A 15,236-nucleotide genomic window follows, 5' to 3' on the forward strand; every position below is an offset into this window, starting at 1 on the left:
GACAATAAGGCCCGTTAGTTGTCATCTTGCCGGAGGGCAATGTTGAGCGTGTGCAAAGAGAGCAAAATGAATTCGATTCGGGTATTGCCAAATTGGGCCAGGCTGTCGGCGCACTCATGTAAAACGGAGACCAGGGATTTGTCAAGATTGTCTTCAGGCAATTGGCGGAGCATTTCTTGGAGAAGAGTCGCGCCTTGCGCCGAGTCGCCTTTGGCAAAATGTTGGGCGCCGGTTTCGGTGAGGGTGATGAAGGATTCTCGCGCCGGTTGTTTGGCCAGTTTTTGTAAGGCCAGCAGGGCCTGGGCCGTGGCAGTATTTGGATTTGAGCGCAACGAGCGCCATTGTTGCATATAATAACGCTCGTCGCCGGCAATGCGGGCCAGGGCCAAACCAATTTCGCCGCGCGGCACCTCAGCCTCTGTGTTACGCAGAAGCGTGAAGAGTTCGCCAATGGCCTCGGTGGCGTGCAGTTTGCCCAGGGCGGTAGCATAGGCTACCCGCAAAACGAGGCTTGGTTCGTTTCTGAATTTTTCCAGAAGATGGGGAATGCTGTCGGTATCGCCAAGCATGCCCAGGGCGCGGGCGCTGTTGGCTTCCAGCAGGTGATAGCCGGAAAAGAGCAGTTTGCGCAGTGGTTCAACGGCTCGCTTGTCTTCCAACCGGCCCAGGGAGCGAGTGACTACAAAACTCAATTCCGACGGCTCTTCGTCCAGCAGGGACAGCAGGGCGTCTACCAGGGCCGGGTCCGGCGGCATGCGGCCAATGGAGTGGATGGCCTGGTAGCGCACGTTAAAGCTGGGGTCGCTGAGGGCTTCGATCAGTTCGTTGGTGCTGAGCAGGCTTTGGGCGTCGCCCATACGTTCGGTAATGGTCAGGCGGGTCATTTCGTCGCCGGAAAAATTGTATTGGATAAGCGACTCCAGCGCCCGGACCGGATTGCCGCGCACAAACATCCCGGCAAATCTGCGGAAGGGGGTAGCGTCTTCCCCACGCAGGCGGGAGACCAGGCCGATGCTGACGCCCAGGAGGGTCAGGCTCAAGATAAAAAGAGGGGTATAGGGATCAAGGGTGAAGATGAAAAATCCGGCGCTGATATTTTGGGAAAGGTTCAGGATTTGACCGGCCAACAAAGGCCCAAAACCACTCACCACACCATACCAGGCGTAGTAGAGGGCGGTGTAAGAGGATCGTTTTTCGGCGGGCATAGCGTTGATAAAAAGGTATCGCATCCAACTGATCTGCCAGGCCAGAGTGGCGATCCCGGCCAAAAACGCAATGCCCATGGCCAGGGCGGTGCTCATATTATTGTGCCGGGGCAAGAGAAACCAGGCGATGGGCAACAGCAACATCAAATACAGGCTGGACTGCATGACCGGCTGGCTGCCGTAACGGTCGGCGGCCCAGCCCCACAGGTAGGATGAGACCAGGGCGCCGGTATACGTGCCAATGCTGAGCAGAACCACGTTGCCCTCGCTCAAACCAATCTGTTCTTTCATGTACAGGGGAATAAATGACATAATGGATGAGCCGCCAATAGTGGCCAGGCCCAGCGCGCCCAAAAAGAAGATAAAGTCTCTATCGTGCAGCGCTTGCCACATTCCCTTTAGGTGGCCGGTGTCGGGGCGGCGGCGCTGTTCTGGGGTTTCGGCGGGCACGCGCGAGTAGGCCCACACGCCCACCAGGCCCAGGCTAATGCCAGCGGCAATCAAAAACATAAAGCGGTTCAGACCGGCCCCGGCGTCAACCACAAAACTGGCGGCGGTGGTCACAATGATGCTGGCAATGGTGGTGCTCATGCTGCTGATGGCCGCAAATTTGCCGCGAATAGAATCGGGCACCACTTCTTTTTTCCAGGGGTAACTGCCGTTTTCGGCAAAGGCCCGGCACAGGGCAAAGCCCACAAAAATAACGGCCACCCAATAGAAGGCCCGGCCCGGCCCAAAGCGGAACGTAATCATGGGGGTCAAGAGCAAGAGCATCATCACAAATTTACGGATGCCCCAAAAAGTGATGAAGGTACGTTTGTAGCCAAAACGGATGGCGATGGGGGCCGTGAAAGGGGCAATAATTCCGGCAAAAGGCACCAGAGACAACATAAAGCCAATTTGCGCATCGTCCAGCCCCAGTTCATCCAGAAACAGCACAAAAATAGACCCGGTAAAGGTGAGCAGCACAAAGGCGATATTCAACACATCGCCGGTTACCAGCCAGGGCAACCGGCGCATTTTTTCGACATCGGTTAAGGTGGTGGTCATGGTTGGGAAACCTCTTGGATTATACTAATGAGGTGTAATAAAAGAAAACGTGGTGCGTATGGCGTATTAATTTGCTTTGGGCACCACGCAATATATAGAATGGGTTGGCGTAAATATCAGAAGTTGATCATTGCTTACTGGTCCAATACTCCCAACTGCCGGGCCACATCCAATACTTTTGGCAGCGGTTCCTGCCAGAGCCAGTCAACCTGAAGCCAGAAGTGGGGCAGGATGGTAGAATGGAAACGGCCCTTGTCATCCAGAGCCGACAGATGGTAACGCCCCGCCTCAGCCAGTTGGTAAAACTCGGCTTGCTGGCGGTCCGGGTCAATCAGCCAATATTCATGCACGCCCGCCGCTTCACATTCCACAAATTTTTCGCCCCGGTCGCGCCCGATACTTTCGGGAGAAATAATCTCAATCACCAGGTCTGCCGCATCTGATAGATTGGTGTCTTGAACGATGTTGAGACGATTTTGGGCCACAAACAGGATATCTGGCTCTCGTCCTCGGCCCAGGCTGGGTAGTTGCATGTTGAACGGGACTGGAAGCAGTAAGCCCAGATCGTAGGTCTCAATAAAAATGGTCAGAATTGTCAGAAGCCAAGTGAGAATGTTTTGATGTCTGTTCGAGGCTGATGGCAGAATTAGAACTTCATCGTCTAACCATTCGGCATGGGTGCCGGTGTATTTTACCAGAAATTCCTCATAGGTGAATTTTTCAGTAATCCGTTTAGCTTGTCGTGTCGCAATCATGTCTTTTAGTAATCAGTGAGCAGTAATCAGTGAACAGTAAGCGGGGAGCAGGGAGTAGGAAGCAGGGAATCCTAACCCCCAACTCCTAACCACTGACAACTAACCACTAACAACTGACCAAATATGTTTTATGGAACTACCTCAAGCCCCATCTGCTGAAAGTGATGGTCAAAGGCAAATATTTTTTTGACCTTCAGCCGTTGGGCCACAGCCAGCAAGGAGCAATCCACGTAGCTCCATTGTTTGTCTTGATGCTGTTCAAAAATATCCCAGGCGGCGCGTTTGTCTTCATCGGTCAGCACCAGCGGATAGAAGGCCCGGCTGGTTTTTAGCTGGCGGCCAAAAGCAATGGCGTATGGTGGCCCCAAGCGGGCTTTGGTTAAATTCATGGTTTCCACAAAAACCCACTCGGTTAAAATGGGTTTGACTCGCCCGGCTAATGATTTGAAATAGACCAGGGCCTGCCCATGATGGTCATCGCGGGCGTAGTTAAGGGCGTGCAGGGCGCTGGTGCCAATCAGGAGCGTACTCATCTGATTCCTCGGCTACTTTGGGGAGTTGGGCGTAATCAGCCATTTCCAGCGGTTCGCCGTAAAGATATTTATCAACGTTGGCGCTCACGTCGGTTGGCCCGGCAATTTCTTGACCGACGCCAATAACTTCCCAGATGGGGTCATTATTGAGAATGTCTTGTTGGCGAGCCTGGATGGCTTCGTCGAGTAAATCTCGTAAAACGGCGGCCATGCTTTTTTGGGAAACAAAGGACTCTGATCTCAAAAATTCGTATTGGGTTTTGGTCAGGGATATTTGTAACCTATGCATACATCACGCCCCCTTATTTAATAATATTACATCATAATATAACATATAAAGTAAATGATGTCAATAGGTTGAAAATTTTACATTGACGCCATTTTGGCGGGTTCAATTTTCGGTGGGGAGAATATACAGGTATAACCGCCCGCCGTCAATGTCCTGAATGTGGGCCAGGGGAATGTCGCCCAACCAGGCGGCCAGGGCTTCTTCGGCGGGGGTGGTGATTGCGGCGTCGGCGTCGTAAATCCAAAGAACGTCGGTTTGGGCGGCAATGTTATCCAGCAGCGCAGCCGTGCGGGCTTGAACCGATTGGCCGGGCGGGGCGTAATCATCGAGCATAAAAAATTGATAGTCGCGGCGCAGGTAAGGGTAAAACCAATCATACGCCGTAAAATTGTTGAGGAGTAACGCGCCTTTCACCGGCTCGTTTTGCAGGCGAGTGAGCGTGGCTGAGTAAGGGCTTTGCTGCCGGCGCAGGTCAAAATAAGTGTGGCCCAATTGCAGGCCGGCCAGAATAAGGCCCACAAGCAACAGAGCCACAAACACAGCCAGTCCCCAGGCGCGGATTTTTTGGACGCGCGGGGTGACGGTTTGCGGCCAGATGAGCAGTAAGAACTCAATGGCCAGGACCAGGAGCAAAAACGTGCGGCTCAGAATTGTTGTGGCCAAAAGCCAATGTTCTTTGGGGAAGATGATGAAAAAGAAATTGCCTTCGATGATGTTGGCGATGCTCAGGATAGAAGCGTACACTACCCCTCGCCAGTTGGGGAGCAACAGGGCCACAAAAACCAGGGGCCAGCCGAGCCACTGCGGGCTGTAGCCTTTGGACCAGAGCATAAACAGGCTGAGTGAAAATCCGCTGAAGGCCAGTATATTCCGAGGTTGCCGCCAATTCAGGGGGCGAGTGTAGAAAAAGGCATAAATTGCGCCAAAAATTACCGTGACCGGCAACCAGGGGATGCGAGTTGGCACCGGGTCGGCCATCCAGGTCAAATCGCGCCGATCCAGGGGGGGCGCGCCGTAGCTGTAGTTGTCGTCAAGTAAGGCCCAGATAGTTTCCCAAGGTTGGCGGGCGCTGCTGATTTGAAACGGTCCCCAAACCAGTTTGGGATTTGTCAGGTAAAAAGGGGTGGCAATGAGGACCACGATCATAAAAAAAATAGCCAGGTAAAGGGCCAGGCGGGGCAGGTCGAGGGGAATGATGAATTGTGAATGGTGAATGGTGAATGGTGAATTGTGAACGGTAGACTGCGGATTCTTTTCATGGGCCGAAAGTTTTGTAATTTGCAATTTGTAATTTGCAATTTGTAATTGATATTTGATTTTTGAGAAGATTTGGACGGCTACCGGAATGAGCAAGAGCGGTATGAGTTTGATCATAAAGCCGATGCCGGTGAAAAAGGCGCTGAGATAGGGCCGATTTTTCAGCAACAGGTAGAGGCTGAGAAGGAAGAAGAAAATGGGATAACTCTCAAAGTGGCCGGTGAGAGTGTAAACAGGCGTAAAAAGAGCGGCGTAGAGCCAACATGGGCGCAGTGCATTAGAAAATCTATCATTATTTCCGGGATTGTTGTTAGGGGGATAGAGTTTTAGGGCAAAGAGATAAATTAAAATGAAGTTGCCGATTTCAAAGAGCAAAAAGAAGCCGCCCAGCAGCAAGGTGAACCACAAATTGGGAAATTCCCAGGGAGGAAGCAGGCTGCTCAGTTGGTAGATGGCAATCATCACCACCGGGAACAGGGGCGGATAGGTGGTCCATAAATTGGAGTAAGGATAGTAGCCCTGGCGGATCAATTGGGCATACTCGCGATACCAGTAGAAGTCGGAAAAATCCAAAACCAATCCACCGGGGCGATAGGCCGCCAGGGCCAATACCCGGAAAACGGTAAAAAGAAGGAGGAGTAAAATAAAATCGTTATGGTGGTGATATATGGTTTTCAACTTTTGCCAAAGGCGTAAGCTTGTGGCTAAATTGGTCATTATGATCAAAGATTACCCGTTTTTCCTCGTGGGCTGCCGCCGGGTTCCGGCACAGCCAATAGAAAAATTTAAGCCCTTCTCTATTTATACAAAAACAGAATGAGACCGATACTTTTGTTGGGCGACAAGCTGAATGTCATTTCGAGGCCGTAGGCCGGGAAATCTTCTTCCTAAAGGTACGGTTTCAAGGAGATTTCTCCCTTCGGTCGAAATGACATATCCACCCTTGTTACTGAGAGTAACGGTTTCAAACTAATCTCAGTCTAGGTCAACTCTCGGCCAGTTCAGCCAGGGATTGAGTGGTTGGCTCTTTGTTTGGTGCCGGCGCTTGCCCGTTTAAATTGAGGGCGCGAGAAAAGCCAAAAATGTAGGTGACAATCGCCCCAACCGGCAGGAACGTCCACAGACTCACAAAACGCAGCAGCAAAACGGTCAGGCTGCCCTGGGCCACGGTCAGGCCAAAAAGCGTGAGCAGGCCAATAACTACCGCGTCAAATTGACCCAACGCCCCGGGGGTAATGGGCACCGCCGCGGCCAGGTCGCTGACCATCCCCACAAACAAACAAACACTCAAGCGCGAAACCGCCCCCAGGCTGATCAAGACAAAATAGATGAGCAAGGAGTCGCAGAACCAGATATAGAGGCTTTGCAGCACGGCCAGCGCCAGGGCCGCAGGACTTTTGCCCAGGGCGCGCACGCCGTGGATGAGGGCAAAACCAAAATTAAGCGCTTTTTGGTAAAGTGACCAGATGAGGGGCGAAATTATTTTTTCAATTTGGCCCGGCCGGCGCAGCCAACCTTCAAAACCGGGCACCACCAGCAAGCCGATTAAGCCAATGATGAACAAGATGGCCGTGCCTATTATCAAGGTGGAAATCTCGGTGGGGATCTTTCCGGGCAGGGCCAGGAGGGCGCCGATAATGGCTAACACCAGGATCGAGAAGACATCCAGCGCCCGCTCGGTGGCAATAGACGCGATGCTTTGGGTAATAGGAATCTGGTGGTCTTGTTTGAGCATGACCACCCGGCCCACATCGCCTAAGCGGGCGGGCAAAATCATGCTGATGAACAGGCCCGACGTATGCAGGGCCTGCACGTAGATATAGTTAAGCGGCCAGCCCATAGTTTTCAAAATAAGTTTCCAGCGCAGTCCCCGGGCCATCACGCTGGAATAGAAGATAAGGTAAACCACCGGCAGCCAAGCCCAATTGACCTGGGACAGAGTTTCGGGGCTGAGGTCAATCTGGCCCAGTCGCAGCAGGCCAAAAATAGTCAGCGCGCTGAGAATAAGCAGGATCAAGAGGCGGCGATATTTTTTCATGGGGCCATAACCTCTCGCCGATACCAGGCCCAGAGTTGCGCCAATCCCTCGCCGACAGAGGTTTGCGGCTGATAATCCAGCAACCGGCGAGCCTGGTCCACGTTGGCGAAGGTGATTTTGGGTTCGCTGGGGGGGGCGGGCGGGGTGGCCAGAACGGCCCTCTTGCCCACCAGTTCTTCAATAATATTGACAAAGTCGGCCATCAGCACCGGCTCGCCGCGGCCCAGGTTGATGATCCGGTAGCCCAGGGGCCGTTCCAGCGCAGCAATAATGCCGCCTACGATGTCGTCAATATAGGTCCAATCGCGCTTCATCTGCCCGGCGTCAAAGAGTTTGATCTCTTCACCTTTTACAATTTTGTCGGTGACCATAAAGGGCATCATATCGGGCCGGCCCCGGGGACCGTAGACGCTGAAGAAGCGCACGGCGGTAAAATTCAGTTGGTGCAGGTTGTAATAAGTGTACCCCAGCACCTCCCCGGCTTTTTTGCTGGCCGGATAGGGGGCCAGGGGTAGATTGCAGGGGTCGGTTTCAATAAAGGGTAGCTGCGTGGTGTGCCCGTAAACGGAAGAAGTTGACGCAAAAACAAAGACCTTTGTGCCTGCCTGACGCGCCGCTTCCAGTAGATTGACCGTGCCCACAATGTTGACGTCGGTATAGAGTTTGGCCCGGCCAATGGAGTACCGCACTCCGCCGTAAGCGCCCAAGTGCGCCACGGCGTGGGGTTTGTGTTGGGCAAATATCTGCTCGATGGTTTCGGCGTGGCGAATATCTTCTTCGTATAGCCGCAGGTTGGGGTGGTTTTGGAAAGCGGCGATGTTGGCCCGTTTGCGGGCCGGATTGTAGTAGTCATTAAAATTGTCAATGGCCACCACTTCCTCACCCCGTTTGAGCAGGGTTTCGGTGAGGTGGCTGCCGATGAAGCCGGCGGCGCCGGTGATAAGGATGGTCAAGGGATGGGTTCCTCCTGATATTCAAGGTAGCAGGTAATAGGGTAGCAGGTAACAGGGTAGCAGGTAGCAGTAATTCATTGGGCGTGTCCGTTGATAACCGATTGGCGCAAATTGTAGAGCATTGCCCCAATTTTCCGATAATTGTCATAGAAGTGTTCAAATTTGTCGCTCTGAATCGAATTAGTTTCGTTCAACAGTTCAAGATGAGTTTTTGTTTCGTCACACGAAGCCAGAGCATAGTGAGAAATTTGATATATTCTGCTTTATAATATCGTCTTCCATACCCTTCAACAAAATTGGCTGCAATTGATTTACTGGAACGACGAATTTGAGACCCTTGCTCGTATATTTCAAATTTAGGTAATTCGTTTAACGTTACTTGATGTAGCTTCACCGCCATTTGTTTGGCTAACTTGTAAAGCGCCGTATCTTCATAACTGGACATCTATTTCTCCCTCCAACTCTGCTTTGCTACTTTGTTACTTTCCCCAACACATACCGATGATGCGCCCAAACGGTTTTTAATTGCCAGGGCAGGGGGGCGTGGTCGAGCCAGGCGTACTTTAGCACCTGGTCGCGCAGGTCGGGTTGTTCGCCCAGGTAATAGGCCATGGTGCTCCAGGTCCAGCCCGGGCCGGTAAATTGGTCATTGAGCCTTTTACTTCTGAGGCCCAGGCGGTTGAGAACTTCGGCGGCGGGCATCACGGTGTCGGGCCAGGGCGGCACGTCCAATACGCCTTCGTCAATAACGTTAACCCCGGCGCTCTGGAGCGTTTTTTTGATGCGCTTCATCTGCACCCATTTTTCGTCAACCGTGGGGAAAAAATCCCGGTCAATCACGTATTTGCGCATCAGGTAGCCAACCTGGATATTGTTGGGCATGGCCACAAAAACCAGATGGCGCGACACCCGCGCCAGTTCTTTGAGCAAGGCCCCAGCGTCGGGCAGATACCACAGCCCGGCCCATTCCCAGGCCAGGTCAAAGCTGTTATCCGCAAATGGCAGGTGAGTGAAATCTGGGTAATGAACAAATGTGGCGGGTAGATTGAGCTGTTGCCAAATTCTGGTGACGCCCTCCAATCGCTCCGCATTACTATCCACCAGAGTGACGTCACAGCCTCGCTCGACCAGCCGCACGGAGTTGATGCCGCTGACCCCGGCCATGCCGTACAGGGGCGCTTCCAGCACGGTTTTAACCTGGTGGCGGTCAACAATTTGGTCCAGGTAATTGTTGAGCACAAAGCGCTCGTACACCACGCCCAGCCCCTCATTCCAATCGGTAAGATATTTTTTCCAAACGGGTTCAGTCATTTCTCTGGCCTATAAAACCGGGCAAAGCTTCAGACACCAGATACCCGTCTCGCTGATACCGCGCGAATAATTGCCCCCAGGTGGTGTTAGCCCGCCAGTCTTCGTAGATGTGTTTTTCCTTGAGCGGCCAGTGCACCCAATCGTGATTGAATTCTGAAATGAAATTGGGGATGACGACCAGGGGGGTGCGTAAGACCAGTTTTTGTAAAATACTGGTGGGGCCGTACCAGGCCATCCAGCCCAAAAATTGGTGAAAACTATGGCCTACGGCAAAGCCCCAATTTTCGCCGGATATGTCGTCGCCTACCACTTCAATCTCCCGCACATCACCCACCCCCAGGCCGCGTTCATGGGCCAGGCGAATGTATTTGATACTCAGAGGGTCAAACCCCATCAGTTTGGCCGAAACGGCGTCAATGGCCACCTGGTCGGCGGAAGCCAGGATGACGTTTTTTATCACCGGGGTCATGGTGCGCGGGCCGGGGCCGTTGCCGGCGGTGGTGCCGTCCATTGTGGCAAAGAGGCCGGGGTGGATTTCTTTCTGGATGGCCAGCAAGTCCACCAGCGTCTCGTGAATCCAGCTGTGGGTATAATGCCGGTGTTTGCTGAGCAGACCCCCAAAGGCATTCTTCATCGCGCCGGTAGTGGTGGTGTAGATGTGGCACTTGACGGTGGGAAGATGCACAATGTTTTTGCCCATAAAATAGTCGGGGATGTGAATGCCGTCGGGAAAGATATGATCCAGGGCCAGCATTTTGGCTTTGGGTTGGTAGCGGACCCAGGTCATGTCCTTACTTCTGAAGTTATACAACAAGGGGACATTGTAGTGCCGGCAAATAGGCACGTAGCCGTTCAAGTCTTCGCCCTTAAAAGCGTTCGTTACCACCGTTCGATTCTGCACGCAAGTCAAATCGGTGAAACCGGCCCGGCGCAGGGCTAAAATGGTTCCCTCCAGTTGCCAGGGGGTAGTGTTGGCGCTGGGCATTGGATAATGCCACGAGATGTTATCTTTGAGAATGGTGGTGGTGTTAGGCGCAAGCGCTGCCGGCCCTCCGGCCAGTTCAAATAAACGTTGATAATCCGGTAAAACTGTTTCCGGCTGCGTATATAACGCCGCCACTTTAGCTTTGGACATAATAAAAACCTTTCTTAATGGTGAAAATAATGGACATCCCTCTCAAGAGGTCCGGTTAGAAGATTGGCGCAGTAGATTGGTTTCGTTTTGGCCGCGCCGGGCAAAGTACAGTTTCATGAGCCGTTTGGCCGGCCGTTTTAGATTTGCTTGTACAAGCCTTTGCCTTGATTACGTTTGACCCGCAAAATCTCTTTAGCCATTTCAAACGACTCGTGGACGTATTGGGCCAGGCCCCCTTGTTGGCGTTTGGTATCGCTCTGGTCACGGTTGCGCCATTGCACCACTACTTCCTTGATGCGGCAGCCGGCCTGCTCAAACAGAAACAACAATTCTACGTCGTACGCCGATACTTTCCAGCCAGTGGGTTGGCCTTCTTGCTTGAAATATTGCAGGTGCGGAAAGACCGCCAGCGCCGCCTGGCGCCGGCAGGATTTGAAACCGCATTGCGTATCTCTGATGTTGCGCAGCAGAAAAAACTGGCGTAGAGTCAGAAATACAAAACTACCCACTTTTCTAACCAGCGAATGTCCCTCTCGGGCCAGGCCGCGCGAGCCAATGACCACGTCAAAGCCCTGCTCATACCAGGGCAGCAGCTTGTCCAGTTCGCGCAGGGGCGTTGACTGGTCCATATCCGTAAACAGCACAATCTCTCCCCTGGCCTGTTGGATGCCGGCCCAAACCCCGGCCGGTTTGCCCCCGTGCGGAATGTTGTACAACGCAAAACCCTGTTTGTCTTTAATAAAGGTTTCAATCAGGGGTTTGCTGTTGTCGGTGGAGCCATCGTTGACAATGATGACTTCCCAGGAGTAAATTTGCCCGGCCAGGTATTGGAAAATTTCGGCCAGCACGCCGTTTTCTATGTTTTTCTGTTCATTCCAGCAGGGAATAATAACTGACAGGTAGGGTTGTGTTTCTTTTAACGACATAGTTTGGTTCTATTTTAAGGATGCTTGGAACATGACTGACCTTGCCTTCAAACAATCAACACCACGCCCAACACCACCAACAGCGCCCCCATCAAACCATCCCGGATGAGGAGGGTCAGAAAATCGGTATCAGCCGGGGCAGAGACCCACCTGGTTTTCCTTCCCCGCCGCACCAGCATTTTGCCGGTGAAAAAGGTATAGAAGGCCGCGCCAATTAAACGCAACCCTATCACAATCACAATGGCGGCGATGAGTAGTTTAAAAACAATCACCCTATTTTCTCCATTCTACTGAGTTAGCCCTGCGGGCGCATCCCCAATTTGGGGCAAACCAGGGGGAATTCGGGGGAATACCCCCGCGCCCCCCAGTCTGTCCTAACGGGACAGACCCTACCCCTGCATAACTTTTTCCCAGGCGGGCCGGGTATCGGCGGCGTCGGCTATGGCCTGGAGCTGCTGGCGTAGTTCATTTATCTGATCGCGGTAAGCGGCGGCCTGTTCAAATTCAAGTTCGGCGGCGGCGGCCTTCATGCGTTTTTCTAACTGCTCAATCAAATGCTCAATTTCGTGCGGAGGCAGGGCTTCGCCAACCCCGTAAGGCGCTCGCTGCTCGGCCACCACTTTTTGTTTTTCCTCACGTTGGGCTGAAACCTGGTTGGTGAGGTCTTTAATAGCTTTAACAATGGATTGCGGCTCGATGCCGTGGTCCCGGTTGTACTTTTCTTGTTTGGCCCGGCGGCGGTTGGTTTCGTCAATAGCAAAACGCATCGAGTCGGTGATTTTATCGGCGTACATAATGGCCTTGCCGTTAATGTGCCGCGCGGCCCGGCCGATGGTTTGAACAAGGGCCTGCCGGGAGCGTAAAAAGCCTTCTTTGTCGGCGTCAAGAATAGCCACTAATGAAACTTCCGGCAAATCCAGGCCCTCGCGCAGCAAGTTGATGCCCACCACCACGTCGTAAATGCCCAGGCGCAGGTCGCGCAGAATTTCCACCCGTTCCAGGGTCTCGATCTCGCTGTGCAGATAATGCACTTTCAAGCCCAGCTCCATCATATAATCGGCCAGGTCTTCGGCCATCCGTTTGGTCAGGGTGGTGATGAGCGCCCGCTCGCCGCGCTCAATCCGCCGGTTGACCTCGGCAATCAGGTCGTCAATCTGGCCCTGCACCGGGCGAACTTCCACGGCGGGGTCCAGCAGGCCGGTTGGCCGGATAATTTGCTCGACCACTTGCTGGCTATGGTCCAGTTCATACGGGCCGGGCGTGGCCGTGGTGTAAATAATCTGGTGAAGGTGGGCTTCCCATTCCTTAAAGTTCAGGGGCCGGTTATCTAGCGCGCTGGGCAGGCGAAAGCCGTACTCCACCAGCACCTCCTTGCGGCTGCGGTCTCCGGCGTACATCCCCCGGATTTGGGGCAGGGTCATGTGGCTCTCGTCAATGATCATCAGAAAGTCATCCGGGAAGTAGTCGAGCAGGGTCCACGGCGTGCTGCCCGGCTCGCGCCGGCTGAGGGGGCGGCTGTAATTCTCGATGCCGGAGCAGTAGCCTACCTCGCGCAGCATTTCCAGATCGTAGCGGGTGCGCTGTTCCAGGCGTTGGGCTTCCAGGAGTTTTTCCTGTTCTTTCAGTTCAGCCAGGCGCTCCTCCAATTCCTTTTCAATATCGGCAATGGCTTCCTGGAGTTTTTCTTCAAGGGTGATAAAGTGTTTGGCCGGGTAAATGTCCAGGCTGGCGTGGCGATTCAGCACTTCGCCGGTAAGGGCGTGGACTTCGGTGATCCGGTCAATCTCATCGCCAAAGAACTCAATGCGGTAGACCTGCTCGCCGTAAGCGGGCATTATTTCCAAGGTGTCGCCGCGCACGCGGAAGGCGCCCCGCTTAAGGTCGTAATCGTTGCGGGTGTATTGGATGTCCACCAGATGGCGCAGCACTTTATCCCGTTTGCGCACGTCGCCCTGCCGCAGGTTGATGACCACCTGCCCGTAATCTTCGGGACTGCCCAGGCCGTAAATGGCGCTGACGCTGGCCACAATGATTACGTCCTGGCGCGAGAAAAGATTTTGCGTGGCGGCCAGGCGCAAGCGGTCAATCTCGTCGTTGATCTGGGCGTCTTTTTCAATAAAGGTGTCGGTTTTGGGGATGTAGGCTTCGGGTTGGTAATAGTCGTAGTAGCTCACATAGTAGGAAACGGCGTTGTGCGGAAAAAATTCTCTGAACTCGCTGTAGAGTTGGGCGGCCAGGGTTTTGTTGTGGGCCATCACCAGGGTGGGTTTTTGCACCTGCTCAATGACCTTGGCGATGGTGTAAGTTTTGCCGGTGCCGGTGGCCCCCAGCAGGGTTTGGTGAACCAGGCTGTTGGCCAAACCGGCCACCAATTCTTTGATCGCCTCCGGTTGGTCGCCGGTGGGTTGGTAATCTGACACAACTTTAAAAGCGGGCATTGTTCCTCCAAATCATTGACCGCAAAAGAGGTCGGAGCGATCGGCCAGCCACCCCGACTCAGAACAAAAGTTCAAGCTAAAAAGTATACCCCAGTTCACGGTTATTGGCAAAGTTGTGGAAAAGGGGGGATATAGGGTTTCAAAAACGTGCTCAAAAAGTTAAGTGGGTTAACGGCGGTAGAAGTGAGGAATTAGTTAGAATTGATCAATAACCACCACGCCCAGCGTATTGAATTCACCCATTGCGGCCAATGCAGCAGGTGCTTCGGCCAGGGTGATGGTTTTGCTGACCAGTTTTTGGGGTGTTAAGATGCCGGCCTTGATCATTGCCAGCATTGGGCCGTAGGCATGGGCCTGCATGCCGTGACTGCCCAGAATTTCCAACTCTTTGCCGATCACTTGGTCTATGGGTAAGGGCGCGTTTTTGTCGTCAGCCGTCATCAAACCAACCTGAACGTGCCGCCCTTGTTTGCGCAGGCTCAAAATTGAGTTGCGGCAGGTAACGGCGCTGCCCAACGCGTCCAATGATAGGTGCGCCCCGCCGCCGGTCAGGTCGTGAATGGTCTCGATGAGGTTTGTTTCCTGGCGGGCGTTGAGCGTGTGGCTTGCGCCGAGGGCCTGGGCCATAGCTAGGGCCTCGTTTTTAATATCAACCCCAATCACGTTAGCGCCGCTGGCGCGCGCAATCATAATGGCCGCTAAACCCACGCCGCCGCAGCCGTGGATCACCACCCATTCGCCCGCCGAAACCTGGCCTTGGGCCACCACTGCCCGGAAGGAGGTGATAAAACGGCAACCCAGGCTGGCCGCAGCCATAAAGTCAATTTCTTCCGGCAGCCGGACCAGGTTGGTATTGGCGTAAGGCACGGCCACGTATTGGGCAAACGAACCCCAGCCGGTAAAACCGGGCTGGAAATAGTGATTACAAATGTGCTGGTTGCCGACCATACATTGCGGGCAGCGGCCACAGCCCAACGCAAAAGGCAAAGTCACCCTGTCGCCGGGTTGCCAACCCTGCACCTCCGGGCCGGTTTCGGCAATGATGCCGGCCATTTCGTGGCCGGGCACATGCGGCAAATTTTGAATATCGGGGTCGTGGCCCATCCAGCCGTGCCAGTCGCTGCGACAAAGGCCGGTGGCTAACACTTTGATCACCACGCCGTCGGCAGGGGGGCTTGGATCGGGCACGTTTTGGATGGTCAGGGGTTGGGCAAATGCTTCGTAAATGGCTGCCTTCATTGAATTTTCCTCATCATTTTTATTGGTTAGAGCCGGGCCATCACGCTGGCCAGAAATTCATCATTACGCTGGCACATCAGTTTTTTATTGAGATGCCGCATGCCAAA

13 protein-coding genes and 1 pseudogene are annotated in these 15,236 nt (G+C 53.6%); all 14 read right to left on the reverse strand.

The window, feature by feature from the left end:
* Positions 1-14: 14 nt before the first annotated feature.
* On the reverse strand, positions 15-2,255 hold the full coding sequence (locus tag JW953_15065) for an MFS transporter (GenBank protein MBN1994019.1): 2,241 nt from the start codon (positions 2,253-2,255) through the stop codon (positions 15-17).
* A 134-nt stretch (positions 2,256-2,389) separates the two neighbouring features.
* Positions 2,390-3,010 carry a Uma2 family endonuclease gene (locus tag JW953_15070; protein ID MBN1994020.1) on the reverse strand — a complete coding sequence of 207 codons (621 nt, stop codon included), beginning with the start codon at positions 3,008-3,010 and terminating at the stop codon, positions 2,390-2,392.
* A 128-nt stretch (positions 3,011-3,138) separates the two neighbouring features.
* A complete protein-coding gene (locus tag JW953_15075) occupies positions 3,139-3,543 on the reverse strand; it encodes a PIN domain-containing protein (protein MBN1994021.1) in 405 nt (134 codons plus the stop codon).
* Positions 3,500-3,832: a hypothetical protein gene (locus JW953_15080; GenBank protein ID MBN1994022.1), complete on the reverse strand. Its 333-nt coding sequence runs from the start codon at positions 3,830-3,832 to the stop codon at positions 3,500-3,502. The genes JW953_15075 and JW953_15080 overlap by 44 nt, the downstream gene beginning before the upstream one ends.
* Positions 3,833-3,934: 102 nt before the next feature.
* Complete coding sequence (locus JW953_15085; GenBank protein ID MBN1994023.1) at positions 3,935-5,767, reverse strand: hypothetical protein; 1,833 nt, start codon at positions 5,765-5,767, stop codon at positions 3,935-3,937.
* Positions 5,768-6,074: 307 nt separating this feature from the next.
* The gene (locus JW953_15090; protein MBN1994024.1) at positions 6,075-7,127 is read right to left on the reverse strand and encodes a flippase-like domain-containing protein; all 1,053 of its coding nucleotides are present in this window, start codon (positions 7,125-7,127) and stop codon (positions 6,075-6,077) included.
* Positions 7,124-8,080, reverse strand: a complete 957-nt coding sequence (locus JW953_15095; GenBank protein MBN1994025.1) for an NAD-dependent epimerase/dehydratase family protein — start codon at positions 8,078-8,080, stop codon at positions 7,124-7,126. Before JW953_15095 ends, JW953_15090 begins: the two co-directional genes overlap by 4 nt.
* A gap of 74 nt (positions 8,081-8,154) precedes the next feature.
* Positions 8,155-8,525: pseudogene (locus JW953_15100) on the reverse strand (four helix bundle protein).
* Between the two features lie 26 nt (positions 8,526-8,551).
* Complete coding sequence (locus tag JW953_15105; protein MBN1994026.1) at positions 8,552-9,391, reverse strand: class I SAM-dependent methyltransferase; 840 nt, start codon at positions 9,389-9,391, stop codon at positions 8,552-8,554.
* Positions 9,384-10,526: a DUF362 domain-containing protein gene (locus JW953_15110; GenBank protein MBN1994027.1), complete on the reverse strand. Its 1,143-nt coding sequence runs from the start codon at positions 10,524-10,526 to the stop codon at positions 9,384-9,386. The genes JW953_15105 and JW953_15110 overlap by 8 nt, the downstream gene beginning before the upstream one ends.
* A 137-nt stretch (positions 10,527-10,663) precedes the next feature.
* Positions 10,664-11,452, reverse strand: coding sequence for a glycosyltransferase (locus JW953_15115; protein ID MBN1994028.1), 789 nt, complete (start codon positions 11,450-11,452; stop codon positions 10,664-10,666).
* A 47-nt stretch (positions 11,453-11,499) separates the two neighbouring features.
* The gene (locus JW953_15120) at positions 11,500-11,724 is read right to left on the reverse strand and encodes a hypothetical protein (GenBank protein ID MBN1994029.1); all 225 of its coding nucleotides are present in this window, start codon (positions 11,722-11,724) and stop codon (positions 11,500-11,502) included.
* 117 nt (positions 11,725-11,841) lie between these two features.
* Positions 11,842-13,890, reverse strand: coding sequence for an excinuclease ABC subunit UvrB (gene uvrB / locus JW953_15125; GenBank protein MBN1994030.1), 2,049 nt, complete (start codon positions 13,888-13,890; stop codon positions 11,842-11,844).
* Between the two features lie 195 nt (positions 13,891-14,085).
* The gene (locus JW953_15130) at positions 14,086-15,129 is read right to left on the reverse strand and encodes a zinc-dependent alcohol dehydrogenase family protein (GenBank protein MBN1994031.1); all 1,044 of its coding nucleotides are present in this window, start codon (positions 15,127-15,129) and stop codon (positions 14,086-14,088) included.
* Positions 15,130-15,236 lie beyond the last annotated feature (107 nt).

Source organism: Anaerolineae bacterium, from assembly GCA_016931895.1.
GTDB lineage: Bacteria > Chloroflexota > Anaerolineae > 4572-78 > J111 > JAFGNV01.

Excerpts from the sequence above, each read along its gene's own strand:
- JW953_15075 (MBN1994021.1), bottom strand. The coding sequence starts at position 3,543 with ATGAGTACGCTCCTGATTGGCACCAGCGCCCTGCACGCCCTTAACTAC.
- JW953_15090 (MBN1994024.1), bottom strand. The coding sequence starts at position 7,127 with ATGAAAAAATATCGCCGCCTCTTGATCCTGCTTATTCTCAGCGCGCTG.
- JW953_15070 (MBN1994020.1), bottom strand. The coding sequence starts at position 3,010 with ATGATTGCGACACGACAAGCTAAACGGATTACTGAAAAATTCACCTAT.
- JW953_15130 (MBN1994031.1), bottom strand. The coding sequence starts at position 15,129 with ATGAAGGCAGCCATTTACGAAGCATTTGCCCAACCCCTGACCATCCAA.
- JW953_15105 (MBN1994026.1), bottom strand. The coding sequence starts at position 9,391 with ATGACTGAACCCGTTTGGAAAAAATATCTTACCGATTGGAATGAGGGG.
- JW953_15065 (MBN1994019.1), bottom strand. The coding sequence starts at position 2,255 with ATGACCACCACCTTAACCGATGTCGAAAAAATGCGCCGGTTGCCCTGG.
- JW953_15080 (MBN1994022.1), bottom strand. The coding sequence starts at position 3,832 with ATGCATAGGTTACAAATATCCCTGACCAAAACCCAATACGAATTTTTG.
- JW953_15110 (MBN1994027.1), bottom strand. The coding sequence starts at position 10,526 with ATGTCCAAAGCTAAAGTGGCGGCGTTATATACGCAGCCGGAAACAGTT.
- uvrB (MBN1994030.1), bottom strand. The coding sequence starts at position 13,890 with ATGCCCGCTTTTAAAGTTGTGTCAGATTACCAACCCACCGGCGACCAA.
- JW953_15115 (MBN1994028.1), bottom strand. The coding sequence starts at position 11,452 with ATGTCGTTAAAAGAAACACAACCCTACCTGTCAGTTATTATTCCCTGC.